The organism is Fibrobacter sp. UWR3 (assembly GCF_900143055.1).
Taxonomy (GTDB): Bacteria; Fibrobacterota; Fibrobacteria; order Fibrobacterales; family Fibrobacteraceae; genus Fibrobacter.
Map to the genome: position 1 here is coordinate 121,768 of NZ_FRCW01000006.1, position 24,185 is coordinate 145,952.

The 24,185-nt window shown below is 54.7% G+C and carries 23 protein-coding genes; 8 read left to right on the top strand and 15 right to left on the bottom strand.

Features of this window, described 5'->3' with window-relative positions; genetic code table 11:
- Positions 1-30 precede the first annotated feature (30 nt).
- Positions 31-1,395, top strand: a complete 1,365-nt coding sequence (locus BUA44_RS09505; protein WP_072811269.1) for a class I SAM-dependent methyltransferase — start codon at positions 31-33, stop codon at positions 1,393-1,395.
- Positions 1,392-2,069 carry a uracil-DNA glycosylase gene (gene ung, locus BUA44_RS09510; protein WP_072811272.1) on the top strand — a complete coding sequence of 226 codons (678 nt, stop codon included), beginning with the start codon at positions 1,392-1,394 and terminating at the stop codon, positions 2,067-2,069. The genes BUA44_RS09505 and ung overlap by 4 nt, the downstream gene beginning before the upstream one ends.
- 23 nt (positions 2,070-2,092) lie before the next feature.
- On the opposite strand, the gene BUA44_RS09515 is transcribed toward ung, so the two are convergent.
- Complete coding sequence (locus BUA44_RS09515) at positions 2,093-3,727, bottom strand: fibrobacter succinogenes major paralogous domain-containing protein (RefSeq protein ID WP_178348779.1); 1,635 nt, start codon at positions 3,725-3,727, stop codon at positions 2,093-2,095.
- Between the two features lie 106 nt (positions 3,728-3,833).
- On the opposite strand from BUA44_RS09515, the gene BUA44_RS09520 reads away from it, so the two are divergent.
- Both BUA44_RS09520 and gatA read left to right on the top strand, forming a co-directional pair.
- Positions 3,834-4,163 carry a DUF4321 domain-containing protein gene (locus BUA44_RS09520; protein WP_072811277.1) on the top strand — a complete coding sequence of 110 codons (330 nt, stop codon included), beginning with the start codon at positions 3,834-3,836 and terminating at the stop codon, positions 4,161-4,163.
- Positions 4,163-5,581, top strand: coding sequence for an Asp-tRNA(Asn)/Glu-tRNA(Gln) amidotransferase subunit GatA (gene gatA, locus BUA44_RS09525; protein WP_072811279.1), 1,419 nt, complete (start codon positions 4,163-4,165; stop codon positions 5,579-5,581). The genes BUA44_RS09520 and gatA overlap by 1 nt, the downstream gene beginning before the upstream one ends.
- Positions 5,582-5,780: 199 nt before the next feature.
- Here gatA and BUA44_RS09530 read toward each other — a convergent pair whose 3' ends face one another.
- Entirely contained in the window at positions 5,781-8,384 is a 2,604-nt protein-coding gene (locus BUA44_RS09530) for an FISUMP domain-containing protein (RefSeq protein ID WP_178348780.1), read from the bottom strand.
- Positions 8,385-8,468: 84 nt separating this feature from the next.
- On the opposite strand from BUA44_RS09530, the gene BUA44_RS09535 reads away from it, so the two are divergent.
- Positions 8,469-9,023: a methylated-DNA--[protein]-cysteine S-methyltransferase gene (locus tag BUA44_RS09535; RefSeq protein WP_072811283.1), complete on the top strand. Its 555-nt coding sequence runs from the start codon at positions 8,469-8,471 to the stop codon at positions 9,021-9,023.
- 45 nt (positions 9,024-9,068) lie between these two features.
- Here BUA44_RS09535 and BUA44_RS09540 read toward each other — a convergent pair whose 3' ends face one another.
- The 6 genes from BUA44_RS09540 to gatB form a co-directional block, all read right to left on the bottom strand.
- Positions 9,069-9,803 (bottom strand): IMP cyclohydrolase, encoded by a 735-nt coding sequence (locus BUA44_RS09540; RefSeq protein ID WP_072811285.1) that lies wholly within the window; start codon positions 9,801-9,803, stop codon positions 9,069-9,071.
- A 17-nt stretch (positions 9,804-9,820) separates the two neighbouring features.
- On the bottom strand, positions 9,821-11,206 hold the full coding sequence (locus BUA44_RS09545; protein ID WP_143151937.1) for a hypothetical protein: 1,386 nt from the start codon (positions 11,204-11,206) through the stop codon (positions 9,821-9,823).
- 15 nt (positions 11,207-11,221) lie between these two features.
- Positions 11,222-11,884 carry a hypothetical protein gene (locus BUA44_RS09550; RefSeq protein ID WP_072811290.1) on the bottom strand — a complete coding sequence of 221 codons (663 nt, stop codon included), beginning with the start codon at positions 11,882-11,884 and terminating at the stop codon, positions 11,222-11,224.
- Positions 11,877-12,710 (bottom strand): TIGR02147 family protein, encoded by an 834-nt coding sequence (locus tag BUA44_RS09555; protein ID WP_072811293.1) that lies wholly within the window; start codon positions 12,708-12,710, stop codon positions 11,877-11,879. The genes BUA44_RS09550 and BUA44_RS09555 overlap by 8 nt, the downstream gene beginning before the upstream one ends.
- Before the next feature lie 212 nt (positions 12,711-12,922).
- Positions 12,923-13,297 (bottom strand): hypothetical protein, encoded by a 375-nt coding sequence (locus BUA44_RS09560; protein ID WP_072811295.1) that lies wholly within the window; start codon positions 13,295-13,297, stop codon positions 12,923-12,925.
- Entirely contained in the window at positions 13,297-14,751 is a 1,455-nt protein-coding gene (gene gatB / locus BUA44_RS09565; RefSeq protein ID WP_072811297.1) for an Asp-tRNA(Asn)/Glu-tRNA(Gln) amidotransferase subunit GatB, read from the bottom strand. The genes BUA44_RS09560 and gatB overlap by 1 nt, the downstream gene beginning before the upstream one ends.
- Before the next feature lie 190 nt (positions 14,752-14,941).
- Here gatB and BUA44_RS09570 point away from each other — a divergent pair, with 190 nt between their 5' ends.
- A complete protein-coding gene (locus BUA44_RS09570) occupies positions 14,942-15,721 on the top strand; it encodes a hypothetical protein (RefSeq protein ID WP_072811300.1) in 780 nt (259 codons plus the stop codon).
- An 11-nt stretch (positions 15,722-15,732) separates the two neighbouring features.
- Here BUA44_RS09570 and BUA44_RS09575 read toward each other — a convergent pair whose 3' ends face one another.
- Together BUA44_RS09575 and BUA44_RS09580 are read right to left on the bottom strand one after the other, a co-directional pair.
- Positions 15,733-16,182, bottom strand: coding sequence for a type II toxin-antitoxin system VapC family toxin (locus BUA44_RS09575; RefSeq protein WP_072811302.1), 450 nt, complete (start codon positions 16,180-16,182; stop codon positions 15,733-15,735).
- Positions 16,179-17,255, bottom strand: coding sequence for a hypothetical protein (locus BUA44_RS09580; protein ID WP_072811304.1), 1,077 nt, complete (start codon positions 17,253-17,255; stop codon positions 16,179-16,181). The genes BUA44_RS09575 and BUA44_RS09580 overlap by 4 nt, the downstream gene beginning before the upstream one ends.
- Before the next feature lie 138 nt (positions 17,256-17,393).
- Here BUA44_RS09580 and BUA44_RS09590 point away from each other — a divergent pair, with 138 nt between their 5' ends.
- Positions 17,394-18,842, top strand: a complete 1,449-nt coding sequence (locus tag BUA44_RS09590; RefSeq protein WP_178348781.1) for a hypothetical protein — start codon at positions 17,394-17,396, stop codon at positions 18,840-18,842.
- Positions 18,843-19,033: 191 nt separating this feature from the next.
- On the opposite strand, the gene BUA44_RS09595 is transcribed toward BUA44_RS09590, so the two are convergent.
- From BUA44_RS09595 to BUA44_RS09610, 4 genes are all read right to left on the bottom strand, one after another.
- Complete coding sequence (locus BUA44_RS09595) at positions 19,034-19,807, bottom strand: TIGR03915 family putative DNA repair protein (RefSeq protein WP_072811310.1); 774 nt, start codon at positions 19,805-19,807, stop codon at positions 19,034-19,036.
- Positions 19,808-19,938: 131 nt separating this feature from the next.
- Complete coding sequence (locus BUA44_RS09600; protein ID WP_072811312.1) at positions 19,939-21,246, bottom strand: putative DNA modification/repair radical SAM protein; 1,308 nt, start codon at positions 21,244-21,246, stop codon at positions 19,939-19,941.
- Positions 21,247-21,363: 117 nt separating this feature from the next.
- On the bottom strand, positions 21,364-21,825 hold the full coding sequence (locus tag BUA44_RS09605; protein ID WP_072811314.1) for a 23S rRNA (pseudouridine(1915)-N(3))-methyltransferase RlmH: 462 nt from the start codon (positions 21,823-21,825) through the stop codon (positions 21,364-21,366).
- Between the two features lie 108 nt (positions 21,826-21,933).
- Positions 21,934-22,662: a metallophosphoesterase family protein gene (locus BUA44_RS09610; protein ID WP_072811317.1), complete on the bottom strand. Its 729-nt coding sequence runs from the start codon at positions 22,660-22,662 to the stop codon at positions 21,934-21,936.
- Positions 22,663-22,690: 28 nt separating this feature from the next.
- Between BUA44_RS09610 and BUA44_RS09615 the strand changes: the two genes are divergently transcribed.
- On the top strand, positions 22,691-23,275 hold the full coding sequence (locus tag BUA44_RS09615) for an FKBP-type peptidyl-prolyl cis-trans isomerase (protein WP_072811319.1): 585 nt from the start codon (positions 22,691-22,693) through the stop codon (positions 23,273-23,275).
- Between the two features lie 90 nt (positions 23,276-23,365).
- On the opposite strand, the gene BUA44_RS09620 is transcribed toward BUA44_RS09615, so the two are convergent.
- Positions 23,366-23,992: a hypothetical protein gene (locus tag BUA44_RS09620; protein WP_072811321.1), complete on the bottom strand. Its 627-nt coding sequence runs from the start codon at positions 23,990-23,992 to the stop codon at positions 23,366-23,368.
- Positions 23,993-24,185 lie beyond the last annotated feature (193 nt).

Consider the following 24,185-nt stretch of genomic DNA (forward strand, 5'->3'; position numbering starts at 1 on the left):
AAAATCGTGCAAATAATTTAAATTTACGGCATGCAACCATGGGATTTGCTCGCATCTGACTCCGTCCAGGGCTTTATCGAAGAAGCCCTTACGCGCAAGTGGGATGCGTTGCAGGTTTCGACCGCGCTCCAGAAGGCGGGCTACAGCAACGAGGACCGAGCGGCTATCATGGACTACATGGCGCTCGTGCCCAAGTTCCGTGAAAAATTCGCAAATAACGAGACCGCCCGCGGAATGTTCCTCCTGTGCGACAAGCTCGCGCTGGAACAGAGCACCGCGCAAGATATCGGGCGCTGGAAGGCGAATCTGTGGCCGCACGGGAACGACGCGACCAGCGACGCAACCGAAAATGCAACTGGCGCAGACGCAGAAGTTCACGACCTGTGCTGCGGCATGGGCGGAGACAGTTTTTACCTGCCCGCAGGCCTGAAAGTGACGGGAGTCGACCTGGACGAAAACCGCCTCGCGATGTATAGCCACAACATGCAGGCGTTCGGGAAAAACGCCAGAACGATTTGCGCCGACGTGCGACAGGTCGCCCATGAGAACGACGCAAAGATGCCCGCCTCCGCGGGCATGACGAAAACGGACTACTTCACCATCGACCCGGCACGCCGTGCGCTCGAAGGCGAGAACCAGCGCGACCTGAAGAACCTCACGCCCACGCTCGAAGAAGTCATCGAAATCAGCAGGCACTACAGGGGCGGCATGGCAAAACTCCCGCCCGGCTACCCGCCCGCTGAAATCCCGGACGGAACCGAAATCCTCTACCTGGGCGGGCACAGCGACTGCCGCGAATGCCTCGTGCTCTTCGGGGAACTCGCAAAACACCCGGACACTGTCCGCGCAATCATTGTCGGGAAGGCGGGCGAAACGCTTGCAGAATGGACCCGCAGGCGCGACCGCTCGCTCGAGACCCTCGACGACGACCTGCAGGAAAAACTCGACCGGAACGACAGCCTCGAAGGCAAGGACCGCACCTACCGCACGGCGACGAGCCGGAGCGACCTGCCCCTCGGGGAAATCGGCAAGTACATCGCAGAACCCGCGCCGGTACTTATCCGCAGCCGCATATTCAACGAGGCGGCCCTCGCCCACGACCCGGATGCCCACCTGATTTCGGAAGGTATCGCGTATGTTTCTAGCGACAAGCCGCTCCCTGCACCGGGATTTTCCTGCTACGAAGTGCTCGCGCATACCGAAATCGCGACAGGCGCCGTCCGCAGCATGCTCAAGGAACACGACATCGGGAAAATCACGCTCAAGCTGCGCGGCGTAAAACTCGACCCCGACGCCGAAGCAAAGCGGCTCAAGCCCAAGGGCAAGAATTCCGCAATCCTGTTCTACACCCGCTTCCGCGGCGAGAAAATCGCCATACTCGCAAAAAAACTATGACCGTAAAACTTGAACAATCCTGGCTGAACCTGCTCGCCGACCAATTCGAGCAGCCGTATTTCAAACAAATTAAAAACAAGCTCTTGCAAGAGAAGGCGGAGCATCACGTGGTCTATCCGCCCGGCTCCAAGATTTTCGCGGCACTTGACTACTGCCCTGTAGATAAAGTAAAAGCGGTCATCATCGGGCAGGACCCCTACCACAATCCCGGCCAGGCGCACGGGCTGTGCTTCTCCGTGCCCATGGGTATCGAGCCTCCCCCGTCACTCGTGAACATCTTCCAGGAACTTCACGACGACCTCGGCATCACGCCGCCCCCGCACGGGAACCTCGAAAGCTGGGCCCACCAGGGAATCCTTCTCCTGAACGCATCGCTCACGGTCCGCGCCCACATGGCGGCAAGCCACGCCGGAATCGGCTGGCAGCAGTTCACCGACACCATCATCCAGCGCCTCTCCCAAGTGCGCGAGAATCTCGTGTTCTTGCTCTGGGGCAGTTTCGCCATCAAAAAGCAGGCGCTCGTGGCCCCGAACCGTGGCCACCTGATTCTCACCGCGCCACACCCGAGCCCGCTTTCGGCCTACCGCGGGTTCTTCGGCTGCAAGCATTTTAGCAAGGCAAATGCATACCTCGTCAGCAAGGGTCTAGAACCCATCGACTGGAGCATCAAGTAAGCATCGGCCGACAGGACTGTTGCCTAATCCAATATGCAGCGGACCGAATAAGCCCTCGCTTTATAGAGGGATACATGTTCGGCCTCGCGTTCGCTAGAATAAAGGGCCATACCTTCCGCCCTATCGGTAAAGTCTTCACTGGTCGACCAGAAATATGTTCTATAGCCCAAGCCCGTATAAAGTCCTGAACTTTCCCCCTGGCCTGCAGGCAGTGCAGAAAAGCCATTGTCGACGCTTTCGTAACTACCGGACCAACCGCTAGTCGATTTCAATTTCGTAGTCGTGCTGTCTGCCGCCAACAAGGCCGACCAGTCATTATGCGAAGGCAAGTGCCAACCTTCAGGGCAAACACCTCGAGCCTGGCCATCCGGGCTCTTGCGGACTGAATTACCGCACCCCTTGCAAGCGTCACTCCAGACACCCACGCTATCGACGGCAGCGCTCCAGGTGTAAAGGCGACCATACCTGGCGCAATTGGTCGAGTCATCCTTATAGCAATAACTTTTCGGAGTCTTGTAGTTGAGGTTCTGCGCCATCCAAATACGGCGTGCGATGTAAACCATCCTGTAAGTTTGGCCATCGCGGGCATCCACAAAGCAACTGTCATCCGTTTCTACATTGCAGGGAGGCGGCTCCGGTTCTGAACTTGACGATTCCACGACACTGCCAGAAATTGCCTGCGTATCGGGGTCATCCATCACACAACGGACAGAGGCCCCCATGTACTTCGTCAAGGATGCCGTAAATGTCGTGGACCCTTGATCCAGCCTTATGGCAGTGGCCTGTTCGCTCCGTTCATCCGTCGATGTCCAGAAATATGCTTCCTTGCCTTCGTCAAAGAAATCTGCGGATTTGTAACCGGCAGGGAGTGCCGCAAATCCGAAAGAATCATAACCATTACCGTCATCCTCAAAAAGGGCACTCCAGTCCCACCCCGAAGTGGCCTTGAGGTACACTCCCGCCGTCGTCATGGAACCCTCTACCCGCGCACCTCCGACACCCGAGTAGAACAGAACGACCCACTCCGCCTTACTCGGCAAGTGCCAACCGCTGGGGCACACGCCCCGTATGGGATTCTTGAATTCGCAAATATATCCATTGCCACAGATCCTGTCGATTGCATTCCGGAGAGATGCGCTATCGATGGCAATATCCCACGTGTAATACCTGCCGTACTTGGAACAGTTGGCTGCATCGTTCTTGTAACAGGTACTGTACCGCGCCGCATAGTTCAGATTTTCGGCCATCCAGGTTTGCGAGCCGATCGTTACCGTCTTGTACGTCTGGCCGTCGCGATCGTCGACCAGGGTCCCATACACGCAGTTGTCCTCCGTCTCTGTTTTGCAGGGAACTATCTGCGAAGAACTGGAAGAACGGGCAGAACTGCTGCTGGACACTCTTGTCTCGCTAGAGCTCGACTGCGGTTTGACGTTACTGCTGCTGGACACGGCAGACGAACTGCTCGACTTGGCCAACGAACTGCTAGACACGCTGGACGAAGACAACTCTTCGGTGCTGCTACAGGATTTTTCATCCTCTCCCGGCCTCACAGCAAAGGACTCGTCGTCACCGCAAGCCACAAAAATGGCCGCGACAAGCATAAACGAGGCAATCAGACTGAATTTTTTGAGGGGGGCGCTGTATTCTAATTTTTTCATATACATCATTTTCTCCATTACAAATATAAATAAAGTGTTCTTTCCGGGCATAATTCAAGGAGTATTATCAGGTTCAAACAAACGATTTCTTACTATATTTAGCCATATGACTAACAGAAACACCTTCGGACGACTCATCCTCTTTATCGTGCTCGGCCTCATCATCGGCGGAGTGCTCGGTGAATGCCTCGGGCTCCTCTTCGGGGAACTCGGCGAACTCATGAACGCGGGCGGTTACGACAACATCGTGCACAACTTCTTCGTGAAGTCCTTCTCGCCCTCGTTCGGGTTTAACGGAGATAACGCGAGCCCTGCGGTTCTCGACCTCTACATGATCAAGCTCGCCCTGGGAATCAGTTTCAAGTTTAACGTCGTCAGCATCATCGGCATGGCCATCTCGATATACATCATGAAATGGTCCGGAGGAAATAGGTAATGGAAACCATCAAGAATTTGAGCGCCAAGCTCGCTAGCGGCGAGATTTCGGCAGTTGCTCTCGCGCAGGACTCTCTCGCAAAAATTGAAGCCACCAAGAATTTGAACGCCTATATCAGCGTGCTGAACGAGCGCGCCCTCGCGAAGGCCGCGGAATCGGACAAGCGCCGTGCCGAAGGCAAGAGTCTCGGCGCGCTGGACGGCATCCCCGTTGCCGTGAAGGACAATATGTGCCTCGAAGGTACGCGCACTACGGCAGCCTCCAAGATTCTCGACAACTTCGTCGCCCCCTACACCGCTACCGCCATCGAAAAGCTCGAAGCGGCAGGTGCGGTTATCGTCGGCAAGACGAACATGGACGAATTCGCGATGGGTTCGAGCAGCGAGACCTCGTACTATGGGCCGGTGAAGAACCCGCTCGACGAATCCCGCGTGCCGGGCGGTTCCAGTGGCGGTTCGGCCGTAGCCGTGGCCAGTGGCACAGTCGCCTGTGCGCTCGGCTCCGACACCGGTGGTTCTATCCGTCAGCCCGCCGCCTGCACAGGCGTCGTGGGCTTAAAGCCCACCTACGGCCGAGTGTCCCGCTATGGCCTGCTGGCCTATGCAAGCTCCCTGGACCAGATTGGACCCTTCGGCACTACCGTCGCCGACTGCGCCACTCTCCTTAACGCCATCTGCGGCATCGACCCGCACGACAACACCACGAGCACCCGCGAACCCGAGGACTTCGGCGCGAAGCTCGACGCAGGCGTGAAGGGCAAGGTCATCGGCGTTCCCAAGGAATACTTCGCCGAAGGTCTCGACCCGGAATGCAAGGCCGCTATCGAGAACATGCTCAAGAAGATGGAAGCCGAAGGCGCCACCCTCAAGGAAGTGGGCCTCCCGCACATCGGTTTCGCGGTATCGAGCTACTACATCATCGCAACCGCCGAAGCAAGCAGCAACCTCAGCCGCTACGACGGTGTGCGCTACGGCTACCGGAGCAAGGAAGCCCGCAAGCTGTTCGACCTGTATGCCAAGTCCCGCAGCGAAGGCTTTGGCAAGGAAGTCCAGCGCCGTATTCTCCTCGGCAGCTACGTGCTCAGCGCCGGTTTCTACGACGCCTACTACGTGCAGGCCCAGAAGGTGCGCCGCCTCATCACGGACGACTTCAGCAAGGCATTCGAAAGCTGCGACGTGATTGCAAGCCCCACGATGCCGGGCCTCCCGCTCAAGTGCGGCATGAACGAGTCCGACCCGATGGCGGTTTACCTGAGCGACATCTACACCGTGAGCCTGAACCTCGCCGGTCTCCCGGGCGTGAGCGTGCCCTGCGGCATGGCAGGCGGGCTCCCCGTCGGCCTGCAGTGGATTGGCAAGCCGTTCCAGGAAACGGACCTGCTCAGCGTCGCCGCCGCGACTGAAAAGCTTGCAAAGTGAGTGTCGCACCGTCAAGTTTACTTGACGGTATGACCGAACGCAGCAGCGGACGCCAAAGGCGTCAAAAGCTGAACAAGTAATTTCGTAGATTCCCGCCTTCGCGGGAATGAAGATGCGCTCGCAAGGATGACATTTATGCAAAAAGGCCTGCCCCGCGGCAGGTCTTTTTTCGCCATACTTTTTCGATTACACTCGTCTATTAGTCCTTCACGCAGCGGACAGGATAAAACGGATCATATCCAGCGTCATCCGAGACAGCTATGATTCCATTTCCGGTCGTGCCTTTTCCTACATCCATCAGATACCAATTTTCATTCGGGGTCGACGCGTCGTAAACCCACAGATTGGTATAGTTTCCCTTTCCTTTAAATCCGACATAGCCGGTTTGGCGTTGATACACACCGGTTCCTACAAAGGACATGCCCGTAGAATTGTTGCCTCTATGGTCTGCATTCCACCCATAGGACGAATTCAGACTACTTGCCTGATTCCCGTTCAAGTTCGCCAGTTGTTCCGCCTCGCTTTTCGAAGGGATATGCCACCCGCTGGGGCAGATGCCCTGAACATTGCCGGACATCGAGGGGCACGTTCCGTTATAACATGTGCACCGACGGTCATTCAGCGCAGCCTCCCTGCTGTACAGGCGCCCGAAGGCTACGCATTCGCTCGGGTCATCATCATAGCAGCGGTTGTTCCCCTCCAGGATGGGGAGTTTCGAAGAATCCGCGAAGTTCAAGTTTTCCGCCATCCAGGTACGCCCCGCTATATTCAACGTCCTGTACGTCTGTCCATCGCGCGAGTCCGTCATTTCGCCATAACTTACCGACGAATTGAAGAGCACCGCCTTGTCGAACGAACTCGAAGATTCCTCGCTCGAGGAACTTTCGCTGCTCGACGAACTCCCGCTACTCGACGATTTTGTACTGCCCGAAGAAGCGGGTTCGGCCCCCGCACCGTTCACGCAACGCACCGAAATGTACACCGTCTCTTTCGAATTTTCCGTCAAATACATCTTGTCCTCGACACCCGAAAATACCAGATAGTTTTGGACAACTCCGGTGGAATAATACCAGAGCGCAGCAAACCTGCCCTGATTTACATAGTTCTTGTCGGCCCTGACTCCGGAGCCCACCAGAGAAAAACCTGATTCATTCGCACCGACTTCCCTATCAACCCATCCGTCCACTGATCGCAAGGTCTTCCTGTTGCCCAAAGTGAAGTCCATCAAATCGTCGACTTCTTCTTCTGACGGAATGTGCCACCCGTCCGGGCACACGCCCCTATTCAAGCCATCATACAAGCTACACGACTTTCCATAACCGCAAGTGGTGCTGTTCATGGCTGCAGCGCGATCGTACAGCCTTCCATATAGAGCGCAGTTGGCGGCGATTCCGCCGTAACAGTAGGAATAGTTCTTCGGGAGCGGCCAGTCGCTGTTTCCTGCAAAGTTCAAGTTTTCCGCCATCCATGTAGTACCATTTATTTCGACGGTCTTGTACACCTGCCCATCGCGACTATCCTTCAGAGTTCCGTAGGTGACATCCGAGTTGAAAAAGTTATCCTTGGACGCAGAAGAAACCACAGAACTGCTAGATGACTTCGCGCTACTCGACGAACTGCTGGTGGGAAAAATGCTGAAGGAAGAAGAACTGAACGAGCTGGAGCTGACTCCGCCGCTCGAAGATGAAATGCTCGAAGATGAAACGCTCGAAGAACTACGGACACTTGATGACAAAGAGACTACATTCAGCGTGTCATCCGATACACAGCGGACAGAAGCAAAAAGATTGTATGAAAAACCAGAATGTATAATAATATCATTACCCGACTCTCCGCGGAAAACTAGGTAACTCAAATACGGTCCTTTTATATATGCCCAAACGATTCCAGTCCTTCCAAGATTATCAAAATCTTTATTATAGAAATTGAGCCCCCCCGTTGCCGGCATCGAAAAGCCCGTGGTATTACCCCCTTCGTTATAAAAGGACCAAGTTTTTGCAGACCGGACTTCTTCAAATTTATCGCCAAATGCGTCTACTAGAGCCGTAACCTCGTCGCTAGATGGAATATGCCATCCCTTGGGACATACACCGCGAACCAAGGTATCCCCGATATCGCAGGAAGATCCAAGTTTGCAGGCGATGTTGTCCATAGTTGCTTCACGTGAATACAAGCGGCCCAGCAGGGCGCAGTTATCATCATCGAAATTAATGCAAGCCGAACGTTCGAGCACTAGCGGATAATCGTCGTTGCCAGCAAAATTGAGGTTCTCGGCCATCCAGACTCTGTTTCCAATGACAACGGTCCTATAGACCTGGCCATCGCGTTCGTCCGTCATTGTTCCGTATTCGATTTCCGGGTTAAACAATTCGTCCTTAGAAGTCAGGGTAAAGGGGATGGACGCCAGTTTGAAATCGTCCTTATCATAAGACCAAGTGATATCAAAATCAAAACTTGAGGAACTGTACAGTAAACTGCTTGAAGATTCCGCCCGATGAAACTCGCGACCTTCCGCAGTTAGCGTATCGTCGTAGCCCACCCAGATGTAGACGGAATCGGCGCGGTCAAAGCGGCACTCGTAACGGTCCTTGTCTCGCCCGATAACGGCTTCTCGGCCCTCGCGCATCTCGTTGCACGGGGTTTCCGACAAGCCCTTCGCCGTCGTGTATGCATAGTCGTAACCGCGGTTCTTCGCCACCGGAGAAAAGTCGTCATCGTCGCCACAGGCGACCAAACAGAGAGCAAAGAGCGTGCCCGCAACAAAAAGCGAGCCATGACCCGGCAGCAACAGGAACTTTTTCATGATTTCTCCTTTATCCCACATACCCCAACAGGTACATAATATAGATTTTTTTCTTTCTCCCCGTAAAAAGTGTATATTTCTAGTATGAAAAAACCGGAAGTAGACATACTGACCATCAAGCACCGCAACATGTGGGGCGAGTGGACCTTCAAGTTCGAAGGGAACCTCCTGTGCGGGCTCCGGTTTACCGGCGCAGATGAATCGATTGTGCCAAGCACGGTCAAGGCCTGCGCATACGCAAAACCCGACAGCGACGAAGCTCTCCCGCGCGCCACAGCAAGGGTTTACAACAACGTTGTACGCGAACTCAACCAGTACCTTTCGGGCAAACTCAAAAAATTTTCCATCCCGATTAAGTTGTCCGGCACCAAGTTCCAGATGAACGTCCTCGAAGCCATCATGGATATTCCCTACGGCAAAACGTGGACATACAAGCAGGTTGCCGAAATTATCGGGCACCCGAATGCAGTCCGTGCCGTCGGGAATGCGCTCCACAGCAATCCCCTGCAGGTCATAATCCCCTGCCACCGCGTGGTCACGAGCCGCGGGCAGATTGGCGGTTACGCCCTCGGCACCGATTTGAAAAGGCGCCTCCTGTGTATGGAAGGCGCCATTCAAAACGAACTCGAACTGGAATAAATCCCGCCGTCATCCCCGCGTAGGCGGGGATCTATGAGCATTCATTTACTTGTTCTTATTCACGATAAGCGTTTTCGCCTTGAAGGTCTTCTTGTCAATCCACTTGACCATCAGGGAAACCTTGTTGTCCTTGTTCAGGGCGGCCCAGTATTTTTTGAGCGTGTCTTCGGCGTTGTCGAAAATCGGCATCAGTTTCGGAAAGCCGTTGAAGCTAGGAATCGGGCTTCCGTCGGTTTCGTAGGTGCTGATGAAGTGGCCGAGACCCGGCAAAGCCTTCTCGTATTCGAACGTCATGCGTTCGCAACCGGCTTCTTCGCTGTTGTTACGGCTCTTGAGAATCGAGAGCTTGTACACGGCGGGGCTTGCGTTCTTGTAGTGGATGCCGGAAATACGCGGCGTGAAGTTCGGGGCGTCGTCTTCGTACTGGCGCGTGCGGAGAGCGCTTTCGAAGGTGCCGCCGAGCTTGATGGCGTCGTAAATCGTGTCGGTCTGGTCGCCGTTCGTGATAATCTGGACGTCGGCCGTGTGGCGTGCCGGGTAGTAGATAATCAGGTGCGGGTCCGTGAGCTTGGATTCATCGAAGGCCTTGGTCTTCATGAAGCCGGTCTTGGGTTCAATTTCGAACACGCGATTGCGGCTGTTGACGCTACGGCCCATGATCCAGTAGACCTGCACGTAGGACTTGCCGTCGGCGCTTTCGCCGAGGATAATGCCACGACCAGGATAGGGGTTATTGGAGAGGGCCTTGAAATTCTGTTTTGCTTCGTCTGTGTATTTCATGGTCCCAAATATAAAAACTATTCCACTATCAGGCGCATCTTGTTGCCAAGATTGGAGCTCGTGCCGTCGTCATAGACCAGCAAAGTCGCTTCTTTATACAGGTCCAACGCCTTGATATTGAAACTGACCTTCGACGTGCAGAGGCAATCGGCCTGCGGGAGCGAAGTATCGTAATGCGGAGTCACGTAGAGCGTAGAATCCTTCATCTCAATTGCAACGCTCTCGAATATCGTTCCGCAGGTAAGCACGACTTCTTCAATGACTATCTGCGCAGAATCGCCGTTCACGTACATGTGCGCCACGGGCGGCAAGGCGGCATCTACCATCGGATCGTCCGGACCGCTCTTGTTACACTGCGCATCGGCCTTTTCAATCTTCTGGTAGCCCCGATCCGGCTGATTAATCAGTTTATGTCCCAACTCAAGCGGAGGCCTGTTGTTCTCAAACGCCGTATAGCCAAATCCGGCATATTGTTCATCAAACGTGAATTTCACATCGGCCGTGCAACCGCACTTATACTCCACGCCCTTCTCGTCGAACCGTTTGAAGTTCACGAAGAGCGTATCCCCTATGACGCTAGCCACGGTATTGCCTGCGTTCAGACTATCCCAAAAAACCTTCTGCGATGCGGAATCACAGGCATACGACAAATCAACATTAAACAATTCAATTTCCGCAAAGCTGTTAGAGATACCGAGATACGCCCTGGGCGGCTCAGGTTCGGTCGGAACATCTGTCATTACCCGTTCTCGGCAGGTCGCCGAGATGGTTTTGAGCGGTACGGGGCCGTTGTAGCTCGGGCGCGAAGAGGAACTCGGCGGCGTCACACTCGATGAAGAACTTGGCGGAGTCACACTCGACGAAGAACTTGGCGGAGTCACACTCGACGAAGACTGTCCCGGCAGCACCGCGGACGACGACTCGGGCACAATACTAGACGAAGAATTATCCACTATAATCGTAATCCTCTTCCTCTCGGGGATAGGGCCGGAAACCACTTCAAAAACCTGATTGTACAACTTGAAATACTTGATGTCGGCATCGGCTGCAGGAATATCAAACCGATGGTCCGAATAGCAGACCCAGTTTAACGAAACCAAAGTTCCTTCTTGTTCAACAAGCAAGGTATCGCCATTGCGTTTGACAGACAATTCGTCTCCATGCCATTCGTTGTTGACATGCATATCGGGAATGACAAGCCAATAGCCTTCGCTTTCGTTGCCCTGCAAATAGGCCTTCTCCTGCCCCACCAGGTCAGACCCCAAGTTGCATTCCTCTATAGAGGCAACAACCTTCTCGCCAGGCTCTCCGCTGGACGGGCCCGCGGAACTCGACGAAGAATCGTCCCCGCAGGCAATGAGCATGAGCGACAGAGCCGCAGTTGTTACAAGTAACTTTTTCATGATATCCTCCTTCTTTTAATTTTCCTGTACCGGAAGGGTTTCCTTCTGGTCAAAAACCGTGTAGTTGATACCGGAATAAGCCTTGTCGAGCGTGAACGTGGCCTTCGCCGCACATTCACAACCGTAATTCCAGCCCTTGCTCCGGCTAAAAGCCACATACAGCGTATCGCCTTCACTACTGACAACCGGGTGGCCTTCGTTTACGCCCTGCAGGAACTGCTTCTGGGCATCCTCCTCGCAAGGGATAGCGAAATAGACATTCTGCAAGACAAATTTTACGGAGTCGCCCTCGATGTGCTTGAACGCCTCGGGGCCAGCGACATCCGGCGCGACGGCGGAATCCAATTTCACATAAATGACGTCATCCACACACTGGATGGAGAAATCGCCCGCATGCGCACTACTATGCGCAACGCCATTGCCGCCGTCCTCGCACGAGCTGCTGCTTTCTATAACAGAACGTTCACTCGAACTGCTTACGATTCTTATAGAATCATTGTCTCCATTCGGAATTTCAATCGGCGAATCCATTCTAAAGTCGACAGACGAACTGCTGTTTGCCGCGATGGTATTGGGATCGATGGTACCGCCCGCGATATCGCTGGCTTCGTCACTGGAACATGCAATCAAAAACACCGCGAAAAGAGACCCTATGACAAGGGAGAAATTCTTAAGCATGGCGAGCCTCCTTTACCTTGTCCGTAACCGGGAAAAACTGGAAATTGACTCTACAGACCTGATCCTGGTCCTTGTATTCGTTCGCGATGGAAAGCACCCTCCTGCAGCAGGCGTCTAGCTCGTTTGCTATCCTGCCGTAAGCCTCCTCGTTCACGCCGAGAGTCACGCCAGTAAAATGACGTTCATCGGGCGCATAACGGTCCACGGCGCGCGCGGCCATGTTCGCCATCTCCTTGTGCATCGCGCGGATTGCGAGCGGCAGCGCCTCCTTCGAGCCGATGACGGTCTGTTCCGTTTGCGAATAGGCCTTGTCCCCCTCCTTCTTCAGGAACCCGGCCTTGACCAAGAAATCCAGCACGTCGCGAACGTCTTCGGCGGACACGTGCTCCTTGCAGGCATCCGCTATATCACGGGGATTCGCGCCCGGCATCATCGGGATAAGTTCGCGTAGCACAGGGTATTTCCAAGATTCATAGTACTGGAATGCGTCGCCGTCAACAACGCGCACCTTGTGCTCCAGCGCAATCTTCTGCATTTCGAGCAAGGCGGCCTTCTTCACGGAATCTTTTTTCGCATTCCCGAACGCAACCATCTCACGGAAATAGTCCTTTTCGTAACCGACAAGCCCCATCGCGTTTGCGACATTCTCGATTTTCGGTTTGCCCAGCTTGCTTTCGCCCTTGCACACCAACTGCAAAAAATTCGGCGATGTAAAACCGGCGCTCTTGCAGAACTCACGCCACGAGAACGCACCCAAGCGTTTGCGCTCGTCGTAGTAGTCCTGAATGTACAGGCGGTAGTCCTTATATTCAAGTATCGGTTTCATGTCTATTAATATACGTTTTTATTTTCCGAAAATCAATAGAAAGATACTATACAAAATTAACGTTTTATGTAAAAATACAGCATTTTTCATAAAAAATCCAAAACAAAATTCAAAATACTATACACCATGTATAATACAAAGGAAAGCCCCCTCAAAAAACAAGGAGGCTCGGCACAATGGCTGCGGCTATTAATTTGTATGTAGTATAAATGCTACCGTTTCGGGTTGTAGTTGTTCATGAGCACCATCGCGACGGCAACGCAGAGCATAATGACGCTCCCCACGACAACCTGCTGCTTGTGGTCGTAATCGCGCTTGATGTACTTCGGGTCTTCTTCGTTGAGTTCCTGGAGGGTCGGGCCCTCGGCGAGTTTCGTGGAATCGATGCCGCAAATTTCAGCAACCTGCTCCTCGGTCATGTTCAACGTGCTCACGCGCAGGCTGTCGCACTTGTTTGTGACTTCAGCGGCAGCCGCGGGAATCGCAAGGAACAGGGCAAGGAAAACAGCAAAAACAAGGCGCTTCGGCGAGCTCAGCGACCTTGTTATCAATTCCGAATTCCGAAATCCGAACTCCGAATTATCCATTATTCCTTCGCGAGTTTGTCGAGGATCTGGTTCACGAGGCCCGGGTTGGCCTTGCCGCCGGACTTGCGCATGGTCATACCCACGAGGAAGCCCTTGAGAGCCACCTTGCCCGCCTTGAATTCGGCGAACTGGGCAGCGTTTTCGGCACAGACGGCGCGGACCACTTCTTCGATGGCACCGGTGTCGGTCACCTGCACCAGGCCCTTTTCCTTCACGATAGCTTCGGGGTCCTTGCCGGTTTCGAACATCTCGGCGAAGACCGTCTTCGCGATCTTTCCGTTGATGGTGTTGTCGGCAATGAGGTTCACGAGCTTGCAGAGGTCTTCGGGCTTGATCTTGAGGGCGCTGAGGCCGCCTTCCAGTTCCTTCACCTTGGCCAAAAGTTCGGTAATCACCCAGTTGGCGAGCACCTTGCCGTTCTTGCAGTTCTTGGCGGCGGTGTCATACCATTCGCTCACGTCGCGGTCTTCGGTCAGCACCATGGCGTCGTATTCGGAGACACCGAAGTCGTCCATGAAGCGCTTGCGGCGGGCATCCGGCAGTTCCGGAAGCGTGCGGCGGATTTCTTCCACGAAGGCCGGGTCGGTCACGAGGCGGACCATGTCCGGTTCCGGGAAGTACTTGTAGTCGTGGGCGTCTTCCTTGGAGCGGATGACGATGGTCTTGTCGGCGTTTGGGTCGTAACGCTTGGTGCACTGTTCCACTTCCTTGCCGGCATCGAGGGTCGAGGCCTGCAGGTTCATTTCGCAGTAGAGAGCCTTTTCGAGGTTCGTAAAGCTGTTCAGGTTCTTGATTTCGGCGCGGATACCGAACGGAGCGTCTTCGCTCTTGCGCAGAGAGATGTTGCCGTCGCAGCGCATGTTGCCATTTTCCATGTTGGCGTTGGACACGCGGGTGTATTCAAGCGTCTGCTTGATCTTCTTGAGCACGAGCACGGCTTCTTCGGGGCTACGGATATCCGGTTCGGTCACGATTTCGCAGAGCGGGGTGCCGCAACGGTTCGCGTCAAAGTGGGATTCGGTCGGGCTCATGTCGTGGATGAGCTTACCGGCGTCTTCTTCCATGTGGATACGGGTAATGCCCACGCGCTTCTTGGTGCCGTCTTCCTTGACAATCTCGAGCCAGCCGTTCTTGCAAATCGGGTGGTCGTACACCGGAAGTCCGCCCGTCTGGGTAATCTGGTAGCCCTTCGGCAGGTCCGGGTAGAAGTAGTTCTTGCGGGTCCACATCGCGTTCAGGTCGATTTCGCAGTTCAGGGCTAGCCCTAAGCGAATGGCGTATTCCACCGCCTTCTTGTTCGGCACGGGCATGGCACCCGGCATACCGAGGCAAACGGGGCAAACGTGCTTGTTCGGGGTCGTATTCACTTCGATTTCGCAGCCGCAGAACATCTTGGTTTTAGTCGCGAGCTGGCAATGGATTTCAAGACCGATAACAGGACAATAGTTGGACATAAAAACTCCGTAATTTTACGGGAAAAAGATAGTATTTTAGAACTTAAAACTTAGAACTTAGAACCTAGAAACGCGGAAAAAAACGGGGCCGGGATGCAGGAAACAAGAAGAATACTGACATTACGTTACCCTCTTCGTAAAAAAAAGATTATTTTAAAAACGTAAACAAATATTTTCCAGGAGTTCAGCCATGAAAACTTTAAAGATTCTTGCCATCATCGGGGCCACGAGCCTGTTTGTCGGTTGCGCCTCCATGCCGAGAGAACTTTCGGACCACAAGGAAATCCCCGGCGGCGAATACACCGGCGAAGCGCAGAACAACCGTCCCGAAGAAATCAAGTACCAGAAGCTCCCCGACAACATGCAGTACGTGCGTGCAAGCGACTCGCTGGTTATCGCGACTTACAACAAACTAAAAGAAGACCTTTCCGTCGAAGAGGGCAATCTCCCCATCGCAGACTACCTGTTCCTGATGCCGGGAACCTGGGAAAAGATTTCGAGCACAGGCCAGAACGAGAACTTCAACAAGCGCAAGAACACCTACACCGTCGAGGCGGGCCCGGAAAAGTTCAAGTTCAAGTACGCAATCCCCAAGACCGACAAGTCCGCAAGGCACGCCTGGGAGGGCGTCCGTAAGGAAATCCGCCACCCCGCCTTCTACACGGCTCCCGACGGCAGCGAAGAAGCAAATGCCGTTGGCGAAATTTCCATCCGAGCCATAAGCACCGAAGAAATGGCGACCATCGTGTGGTTCAGCCCGTTCAAGATGGTGGAACCGCTCTTCATAGTGAACAACACCTACATGCTCGGGTTCAACAAGAAGGGGCAGTTGGAAGTCATCGACGAACTCCCCTACTACCTGCCCTACGCCGAAAAAATGAAGGCCATCATCGCCGATTACGAGCGGCAGAAGCAGGAGTATGAGCAGAAGAAAAAGGAATACGAAGAGGCCAAGCGGAATAGCAAGTAGCCTAGACCGGCCTACACTTCGTCAAGCGTAACAACGAGTGCATCCGTGAGGGTGCGGAAGTTCGCACATTCCGTGAGAATGCAGTCGGCACCGTTCACAAACGCCGTTGCAAGGCGAAGCGACTCTGCCTCAGTAATTTTGTGATTCGTGCGGGATGCCGCAGCATAGAGTTCGGCAGCCTTCACGGAGATTTCGGAATCCACGGGGCATACCTTCACATTCCTCGAATGCTCGAAGAACTCGCGGTACTGGCGGGCAAGCACACCCTCATTTGCACCGAACGCTTTCTGGCTAATTTCAAACAAGGTAACAGGAGAAACAAGAACCTGCACGTTCTTCTCGTACACCATGTCGAGCACGCCCGATACCGCCGGATAAAAATCCGGGTGCATCTGCAATAGCCGGACCAGCGGGCCGGAATCCAGAAAAAGAACGCGGCTCTGTCCGATATCCCTTATCACTCGTAAATTTCCATGTAGGCGATATCGTAACGCATGCCGGCACGCACCATCTTGAAGCGTTCGGCCTTCGGGTAGTAGTACCAGATCATCCACTCGCCGCTCATATCGGTACGCTTGGTCTTGATGGCGATGGGCTTTTCGCCCTTGTAGAATTCGCGCTTGTGCGGAATCACGTGTTCGAACGGGCGGTAGGTATGCACGGTCTCGCCCGCCTTGCGTTCGATAAAGCCCTTGCCGCCCTTGCTCCAGGTGATGAACACCGGGCCGTTTTCGTCCTTCATCTCTTCGCAGCTGTCAAAACCGCTACCGCACCAGAAGAACTCCTTGAACTTGAGCTGCACCTCGGGCATGTTGAAACTCGCGACCTTGCGCGTGTTGCCCTTGTAGGTTCCGTAGTCGCCCTCAAGCTTGTACTGGCCCGCATTGTACTCGTTGCAGCCGCGCTGAGCGACCTTCACCTTACGGCCCGTCACCGCAATGTCTACCGTACAGCCATCTTCCTGGTAAGCCAGACGCGCGTTGCCGTTGGATTCGCGAATTTCCAAGTTGCCCATCTCGATTTCGGCGCGGTTGCCCTCGGGCCCGTTCTGGATGGTCACATCGAACCGCTTGGGGTTGTTCGGCGACTTTTTCAGATAAACGCTACCCGTCGCAGAGGCATACTCGCCGCTCAGGTCGAGCGCTTCCTGCTGGAATCGGGCCAGTTCCGCACGGCGCACCCAGACGGTACCGAGTTTGCAGTCGATAGGCACGTATGTCGGCGGTTCCTTCGGTTCCTGTTCAACCCAGGTCACCACCTTCTTCTTCTTGGTCTTCGTCTTGACTCGGCCCTTCTTGTCCTTTACCGGACGGCCCTTCCTGTCGGTCACCTCGACGGTCTCCTTGACCCAGCTGACCTTCTGCACCTTGTCCTTGGGGATGGGCAGTTCCTTTATCCAGTCCGACTTGGAAAGCTGGCCTACGGGAGCGGACTCGTCCACATCGTTTTTTACTTTCTTGTAAACGGGAAGGGTTTCTTGTGCGAGCGCGAACGTTACGAACAAAACGGCAATAAAGCAGAAAATTCTTTTCAAATTAATCCTCATGGCACGAAAAATTAACTTTTTTTCAAAAAGTTGTAGTAATTTATCCCATTTTTGGGGGGAATTCTCCCATTTGTTCGTTAATTTGCTAAACTTTTGACATATTAATTACCAAAGGAGAATTCCGAGATGAAAAAGATGATCCTCGCTTCTTGCATTATGGCAGCGGCCGTATTTGCCGCCCCTGATGCAGCAGCAACTGCCGCAAAGGCAGACGTTGCACAAAAGGAACTGGACAAGGCTACAGCCGACAAGGCAGCACCCGCAGCTGAACAGGCAGCACCTGCCGCTGAAGCCGCTGCCCCCGCAGCCGAACAGGCTGCCGAAGCAGCACCTGCCGCCGAACAGGCTGCACCCGCAGCCGAAGCCGCCCCCGCAGCAGAAGCAGCTCCTGCAGAACAAGCTGCCGCTGACGCTTCGACTGATTCGGCAAGCTCAGCAACCGCCGCTCCGGCTGAAGAAGCACCGGCCGCAGACGCAGGCTTCACCGAACCCGCGACTGCCGAAGAAAAGGTCGCAGCCGCCGACGAGCAGAAGCCCGCCAAGAAGAAAAAACGCCGCAAGAGGAAGAAAATGATCCAGAACGCCGTGCTCGAGACCCCGAAGCTCGCGTTCGACATCAATGCTGACTTCGAATTGGAAGCCGGCAAGGTCTTCTGGACCACCGAAGACGACGAAATGAGCGACAACCTTGAAACCTGGAACGGCGAAGCCAACTTTGCCGTGCTCGCCGAAGGCGAAGACTTCAAGGGCAAGATTGCCATAGCGTTCTACCCCGGCGATCTCCGCATGTCCGACGAATCCCTCGACAAGAAGGCCAAGAAGGAAGCCCTCCGCGAAGGTACCGAAAAGGGCACCGACGACTACTTCAGCCTCGACGAAGCCTGGGCATTCCAGGAAACCGACATGTTCAACTTCAAGGTCGGTCGTTGGGACAACACCGACAAGAACGGTGACTACTTCGGTGGCTACATCGACGGTTACCTGACCGGTTTCATGTCTACGCAGGCTTCCGAAAACCAGCTGCAGTTCGGCTTCACCCCGTCCGAGACGATGGATCTGAATATTTCTCTCATCAGCAAGTCCGTCAACCTCAACAAGGGTGACCTCCGCGCCGTGTTCAACTTCCACAACCTCGAAGCCCTCAACAACATGAAGATCCAGCTCGGCTACCGCAGCAACATCTTCGACGTTGTCTACGACTCCGACGCCGAAATCAAGCACAATGTGTCCCTCAAGGCAAACGTCCCCGTGGTCACGAACCTGTTCAACATCTTCGGCGAAGTGGCTCTCATGAACCTGAGTGCCGATGACGACATGGTCATGCCCATCACGGGCGGTGTCTCGATTTCGCTCCCGGTTATCGACCGAATCATCCTCGAAGCCGAATACGTGGGTGACCGCGACGAGCACAAGGAATACCAGGGCTTCGCAGCCAAGCACGTGAAGGACGTTCTCGGTGCAGTCTACGTCGAGAAGGCCTTCACCGACCGCTTCAGCCTCTCTGCCGGCTTCCACAGCTACGGCAGCACGAAGGACTGGATGCTCTCCGGCAACCTCGTCGGCAGAATAAACTAAGAGACCGAGCTCTCCCACCTAAAGGTGGCCATGTACACTAAGCGCTAAAGCGCAAGTGTCCAAAGGTCGCAACCGCCCTCGGTTAACACCCGAGGGCTTTGTTGCTCACGGAGACCGCTCATTCGAAGGTTTGAATTTTGCGGAGCTCGCCGGTTGGGCGGGCTCTTTTTTTTTGGAATCGGAGTGCGGTTCTAGAGTGCGGGGGTGCAGGCGGCCTGGCGTTCGGGCAGGTTCTTCCAGTAACGCACCGGCAGGCAACGCCGGAGCAGTTTCGGATTCTCGCGCTCCTTGATGGCGATGGACTTGTAGTAGTCTTGCCACAGCTGGGTAAAGCCATCGGACTGGATTGCCTTCACGAACGATTCCTCGTCGGGGAGCGTTACCACTTTGCTCTCCCCCACCTTGTCGTGCAGCAGCGCATACTTGCGCTTGGAATCATATATAATCCACTTCTCGAACGCGAACCTGTTACGGAAATGCGGTTCCATCATGAGGAGGATATCGTACTTCGGTTCTATCTTTGATATGTAGAAATTGCCTGGCCCTTTCGAAAAGCGGACCATCCCGAGCATGTTGCCCGCCTCATGGCGCACGGAACCCGCAATCTTGTACAGCGGGAGCATCTCTAGCGATGCGGGGTTCTTGCCGTAGTTCGGGTCATCGCCCGAGAACAGCTTGCGGAGGTAGGCAAAGATTTTCATTTCTATCCCGCGCTCTTCCGAAAGAAACGCAGTTTCTAACAGGGTGAGCACATCCTCGCTCGCATTGTTCACTATGGCTCGGCGCAGGCGCATTGCGGAATCCTCGTTCGTCTCCACGCGAAAATTCTGCAGGAACAAATCAACGGGGGCATCGGTATCGCGATCCGGGACGAAGTTTTCGACATCGAGCCGCTGGGAATAAATTTCGAATATGGCGGAAAGGAAACCGTCAAATGATGAATCGTATGAAATGGAGAGAGTCATAAAAACAATTGATGATTGATAATGGATGATGGATAATTGATGATGCAGGATGTGTAATGTATATTTCGGGATGCGGGATGTTTTTAGTTGGCAGAACTTAGTTGGCAGTAGGCAGTGTTTATCGCGGGCGACTACGCGGAGAGTGCCGCGGGCTGCGGGAAGCTTATCGCAGGCGTCGGCGCAACCGCAGGCGAAGGCAGCGCAATCGGATTGCTGTCGAACAGGTCGAGCTGGCCGGATTTAGGGCGCGGGAGCAACAGCGGGCGAATCATCTCGGGGTATAGCCGCCGGAGCGACGCGGGAATATCGGGATGGTAGATGAAGTACTTCGCGCGTTTCAAGACCACGCCCATCTTCTTCAGGTTCTCGAGCCGTATCTTGCAGTACCGCCGTCCCGAAACAATCAGCCGGGCAGACTTCACGCCGATTCCGGGAACCCGCAACAGCATCTCGTAATCGGCAGTCTGGATATCTATCGGGAACAGTTCCAGGTGCCGTAGCGCCCAGCCCGCCTTCGGGTCCAGATTCAGGTCCAGGTTCGGGTTCTGCTCGTCGAGAATCTCGTTGTACTCGAAGTTGTAAAAACGCATGAGCCAGTCGGCCTGGTAAAGCCGGTGCTCGCGCAGGAGCGGCGGCTTGGTGGTAATCGCGGGCAGGCGCTTGTCAGCGTTTACGGGAACGTAGCCCGAAAAATACACGCGCTTCAGGCGTTGCTGGCGGTAAAAGCCCGCCGAAAGCGTGAGAATCTGGAAATCGCTCTCGCCCGAGGCGCCCACAATCATCTGCGTGCTCTGCCCCGCAGGCAAAAAGTTCGGGGTGTACCTCCCCCGCGCGCCGCCGTACTCGATCTTGCGTTCGGCAAAGTAGTTCATGGGAGCGTACACCGAAGCGTAGTTCTTGTCGGGAGCGAGGTAAGTGAGCGACCTCTCCGAAGGCACCTCGATGTTCACACTCGTGCGGTCTGCATAGAGGCCCGCCTCATGAAGCAACTTCTCGGAGGCGCCCGGAATACTCTTCAGGTGGATGTAGCCCCCGAAACGGTGCACGGTACGCAGTTCCTTCGCGACCTTCACCAGCAGTTCCATCGTGTAGTCGGGCGAGCCCACCACCGCAGAACTCAGGAAGAGCCCCTCGATATAGTTACGGCGGTAGAATTCCAGCGTGAGGTCTATGACTTCCTTCGGGGTGAACGTCGCCCGCGGGATATCGTTGCTCCGGCGGTTCGCGCAGTAGGCGCAGTCGTACTTGCAGGCATTCGAAAGCAGGACCTTCAGTAGCGAAATGCAACGGCCATCGGAAGACCACGTGTGGCAAATACCCGCCGGGCAAGCATCGCCCAGCCCCCTCGGGGGCGCAGAACGCCTAGAGCCGCTCGACGTGCACGAGACATCGTACTTGGCGGCAGCGGAGAGAATATTCAGTTTTTCGCGGACATCCATACTTGCCTTTTTGTTTAGTTGCACCTTTGTTCACTATAAATATAAACAAAACTGCACAAAAAAGCAATAGTCCCGTCATTATTTTTATAAAAAAGCTCTCGCGAACGAGCGGTCTTGTCATCTATGATGGTACGGGTGGTTCTGCATCACCATCTGCACGCGATATAGTTGTTCGGCCATAATCACGCGGGCATGGTCGTGCGTGAACGTGAGCGGAGAGAGCGAAAGCAGCAGGTCCGCAGTCTTTTTTAGGTTCTCGTCGATACCGTAGGCAGAGCCAATAAGGAACACGATATTCCCCGGGAAACGGTCGCGCAGCGTGTCAGAGAGCTTTACCGTATCCATGAGTTTGCCCTCTTCAGACAAAATAACACGGCGGTACTCCGACTTGGGGAACTTCTTTTCAAACAGCGCCGCCTCCTGGGCGAGCGACTGCACGCGGTCATCGAGCTTGGATTCCTTGAGTTCCACAACCTCGAGCGGGAACATTCCGCCCCGCAGGCGCTTCACGTACTTTTCCACCTCGTCCGCGATAAACGGCGAACCGGCCTTACCAAAAACTGCGAGAACCCATTTCATACTAGTTATTAGTCATTAGTTATTAGTCATTAGTTTTAAGTCTGGCGGCTATGCCGCGATTATAAAAAAGCCAATGACCATTGACCAATGACTATTGACCCTTCTAATCTATCTGCCTACGCTCAGGCGTTCGATGAGGAACTCGGGCATGCCCGCCTTGCGCATGCGTTCCTGCGTCTGGAACACGTCGTATTCTACGCGGATAATGCGCACGCACTTCGTCTCGGTATCGAGCAGGCACCAGCTAGCACGGCAATCGCGGTCGCGCGGCTGGCCCACGCTGCCCACATTCACCAGCAGGCGTTCGGTATTCGCGATGGTGTACTCGTACTCGTCCAGAATCTTGGGGATAGCCATCGGGCGACTCGCCACAATTACCGGGCTGTGCGTATGCCCGATAAAGCAGTACGTTCCGTGGAAATGGTCAAAGGCGTCGAGAGCCTCTTCGAGGTCGGTCACGTACACCCAGTCCGCAGGGGAAAGCGGGGATGCATGCACGAAGGTAATGTCGTTTTCTTCCTTGATGTAAGGGAGCGCCTTAAGGTACTCGATCGATTCCTTGCTCATGTGCGACTGCGTCCATTCGATGGCCTGCTTCGCATACGGGTTGAACCCCACGCTCGATTCATACTTGATAGCCACGCTGTCGTGGTTTCCGATGAGGCAAAGGTCCATATTGTCGCGAGCAAGTTTCACGCACTCGTCGGGGTCTGCGCCATAGCCCACAAGGTCGCCCAGGCAGACTCGCCTTTCGACACCATTGTCATTCATGGACTGGAGCACGGCCTCGAACGCCGTCGCATTGGAATGAATATCAGAACAAATACCGTAAAGCATGCGGAAAATTTAATATATTTGCGCGCGTATGGAAGTAATCGAAGACAAGACAAAGGTTAGCATCGCCTACGTGCTGCTCGAAAAGGGCGGACGCATACTGGAAGAAATTCCCGCGACACACCCGTTTGTCTATATCCACGGCTACAACAACATAATCCCGGGGCTCGAGACGGCACTCGCGGGGCGCAAGCTCGGCGAGAGGTTCAGCGTCGACATCCCGGCAAACCTCGGTTACGGCCCGTACCGCAAGGACCTTATCCTGAAAGTCCCCAAGGCAGAACTGCAAGACGTGGGCGAACTCTGGCTCGGGATGGAACTCGAGATGTTCATGGACAACGACATCCGCGAATTCCAGTTGCCCGAGACGGCGGACGAGTTCGTCGAAGACCTGAACCTCGACAGCGACGAGAGCGACGGCATATACACGGTCAAGGAAATCTACCGCGACTCCGTGCTCGTAGATGGTAACCACCCCTTCGCGGGCAAGGACCTCACGTTCGAGGTCGAAGTCGTTGCCATCGAGGAACCCAGCTTCACTGAACTTGAATCTGGATTTCCCGACCAGGACGAATACGACGACGGGTACGAAGACGGCTACGACGAGAAGTATTAGAGACTAGGGAGGGCAAGCCCTTCGGTGCATATAAACTAAAAATCCCCCGGCAAAGCCGAGGGATTTTTAAGTTCGCAATTTTCCGCGAGATTAGGCTTCGTCAGCGAGTTCGGGAGCCTTCTTGATCACGTTGCGGCGGCCATAGCGGACCTTGCTCGGGTCGAAAGTCGTTTCGACCGGGGCAACTTCAGCAGCGGCGGGAGCGGCAACCGGAGCGGCTTCGACTGCGGGGGCAGCCGGAGTTTCAACCGGGATACGCGGAGCGAGCGGGCGGCGGGCTTCGGCAGCTGCAGGGGCAGCGGCTTCGACTGCGGGGGCCTGTTCGGCGGCGGCAGGAGCAGTAGCTTCAGCCGGCTTGTTGAATTCGCGGCGCGGACGGTCGGGACGGCCTTCACGGCGGTCACGGCGCGGGCCACGGTCGGGGCGCTGTTCGTTGCGGTCACGGTTCTGGGCAGGCTGGGCCTGCTTGTCACCACGAGCGTCCTTGTTATTCTGACGATCCTTGCCATGATCCTTATTGTTGTTACGGTCACCGCGCTGAGCCATTTCCTGGGCACCGACGGGGCGGCGGGAATTCGGCTTCAAGTTCATGTCCGGGGTGAGCTTTTTAACAATCGGAGTATGGAGATTGTCGAGAATCTTGTTAACCTTAGACAGGATAACGATGCTCAAAATCACTGCGACGAGCGACAGAGCAATTGCGATGTAGTTTTCCATCTGGGCACCTCATAAGTAAGGGTTAAGCCACAACGGAAGGCTGGAAAAGACCCGCCGTAGGGGTGATTGCGAGTGTGTGTTGTTTAGGGCCATCTTAATAGCGCTTCTATGGAAGCTTGACGGCCAGGAAGGCTCCTATCCAGCGGATCTAGTCCGGCTCAGGAATCTGGAGCAGGGCGGTTTTCGCCGCAGC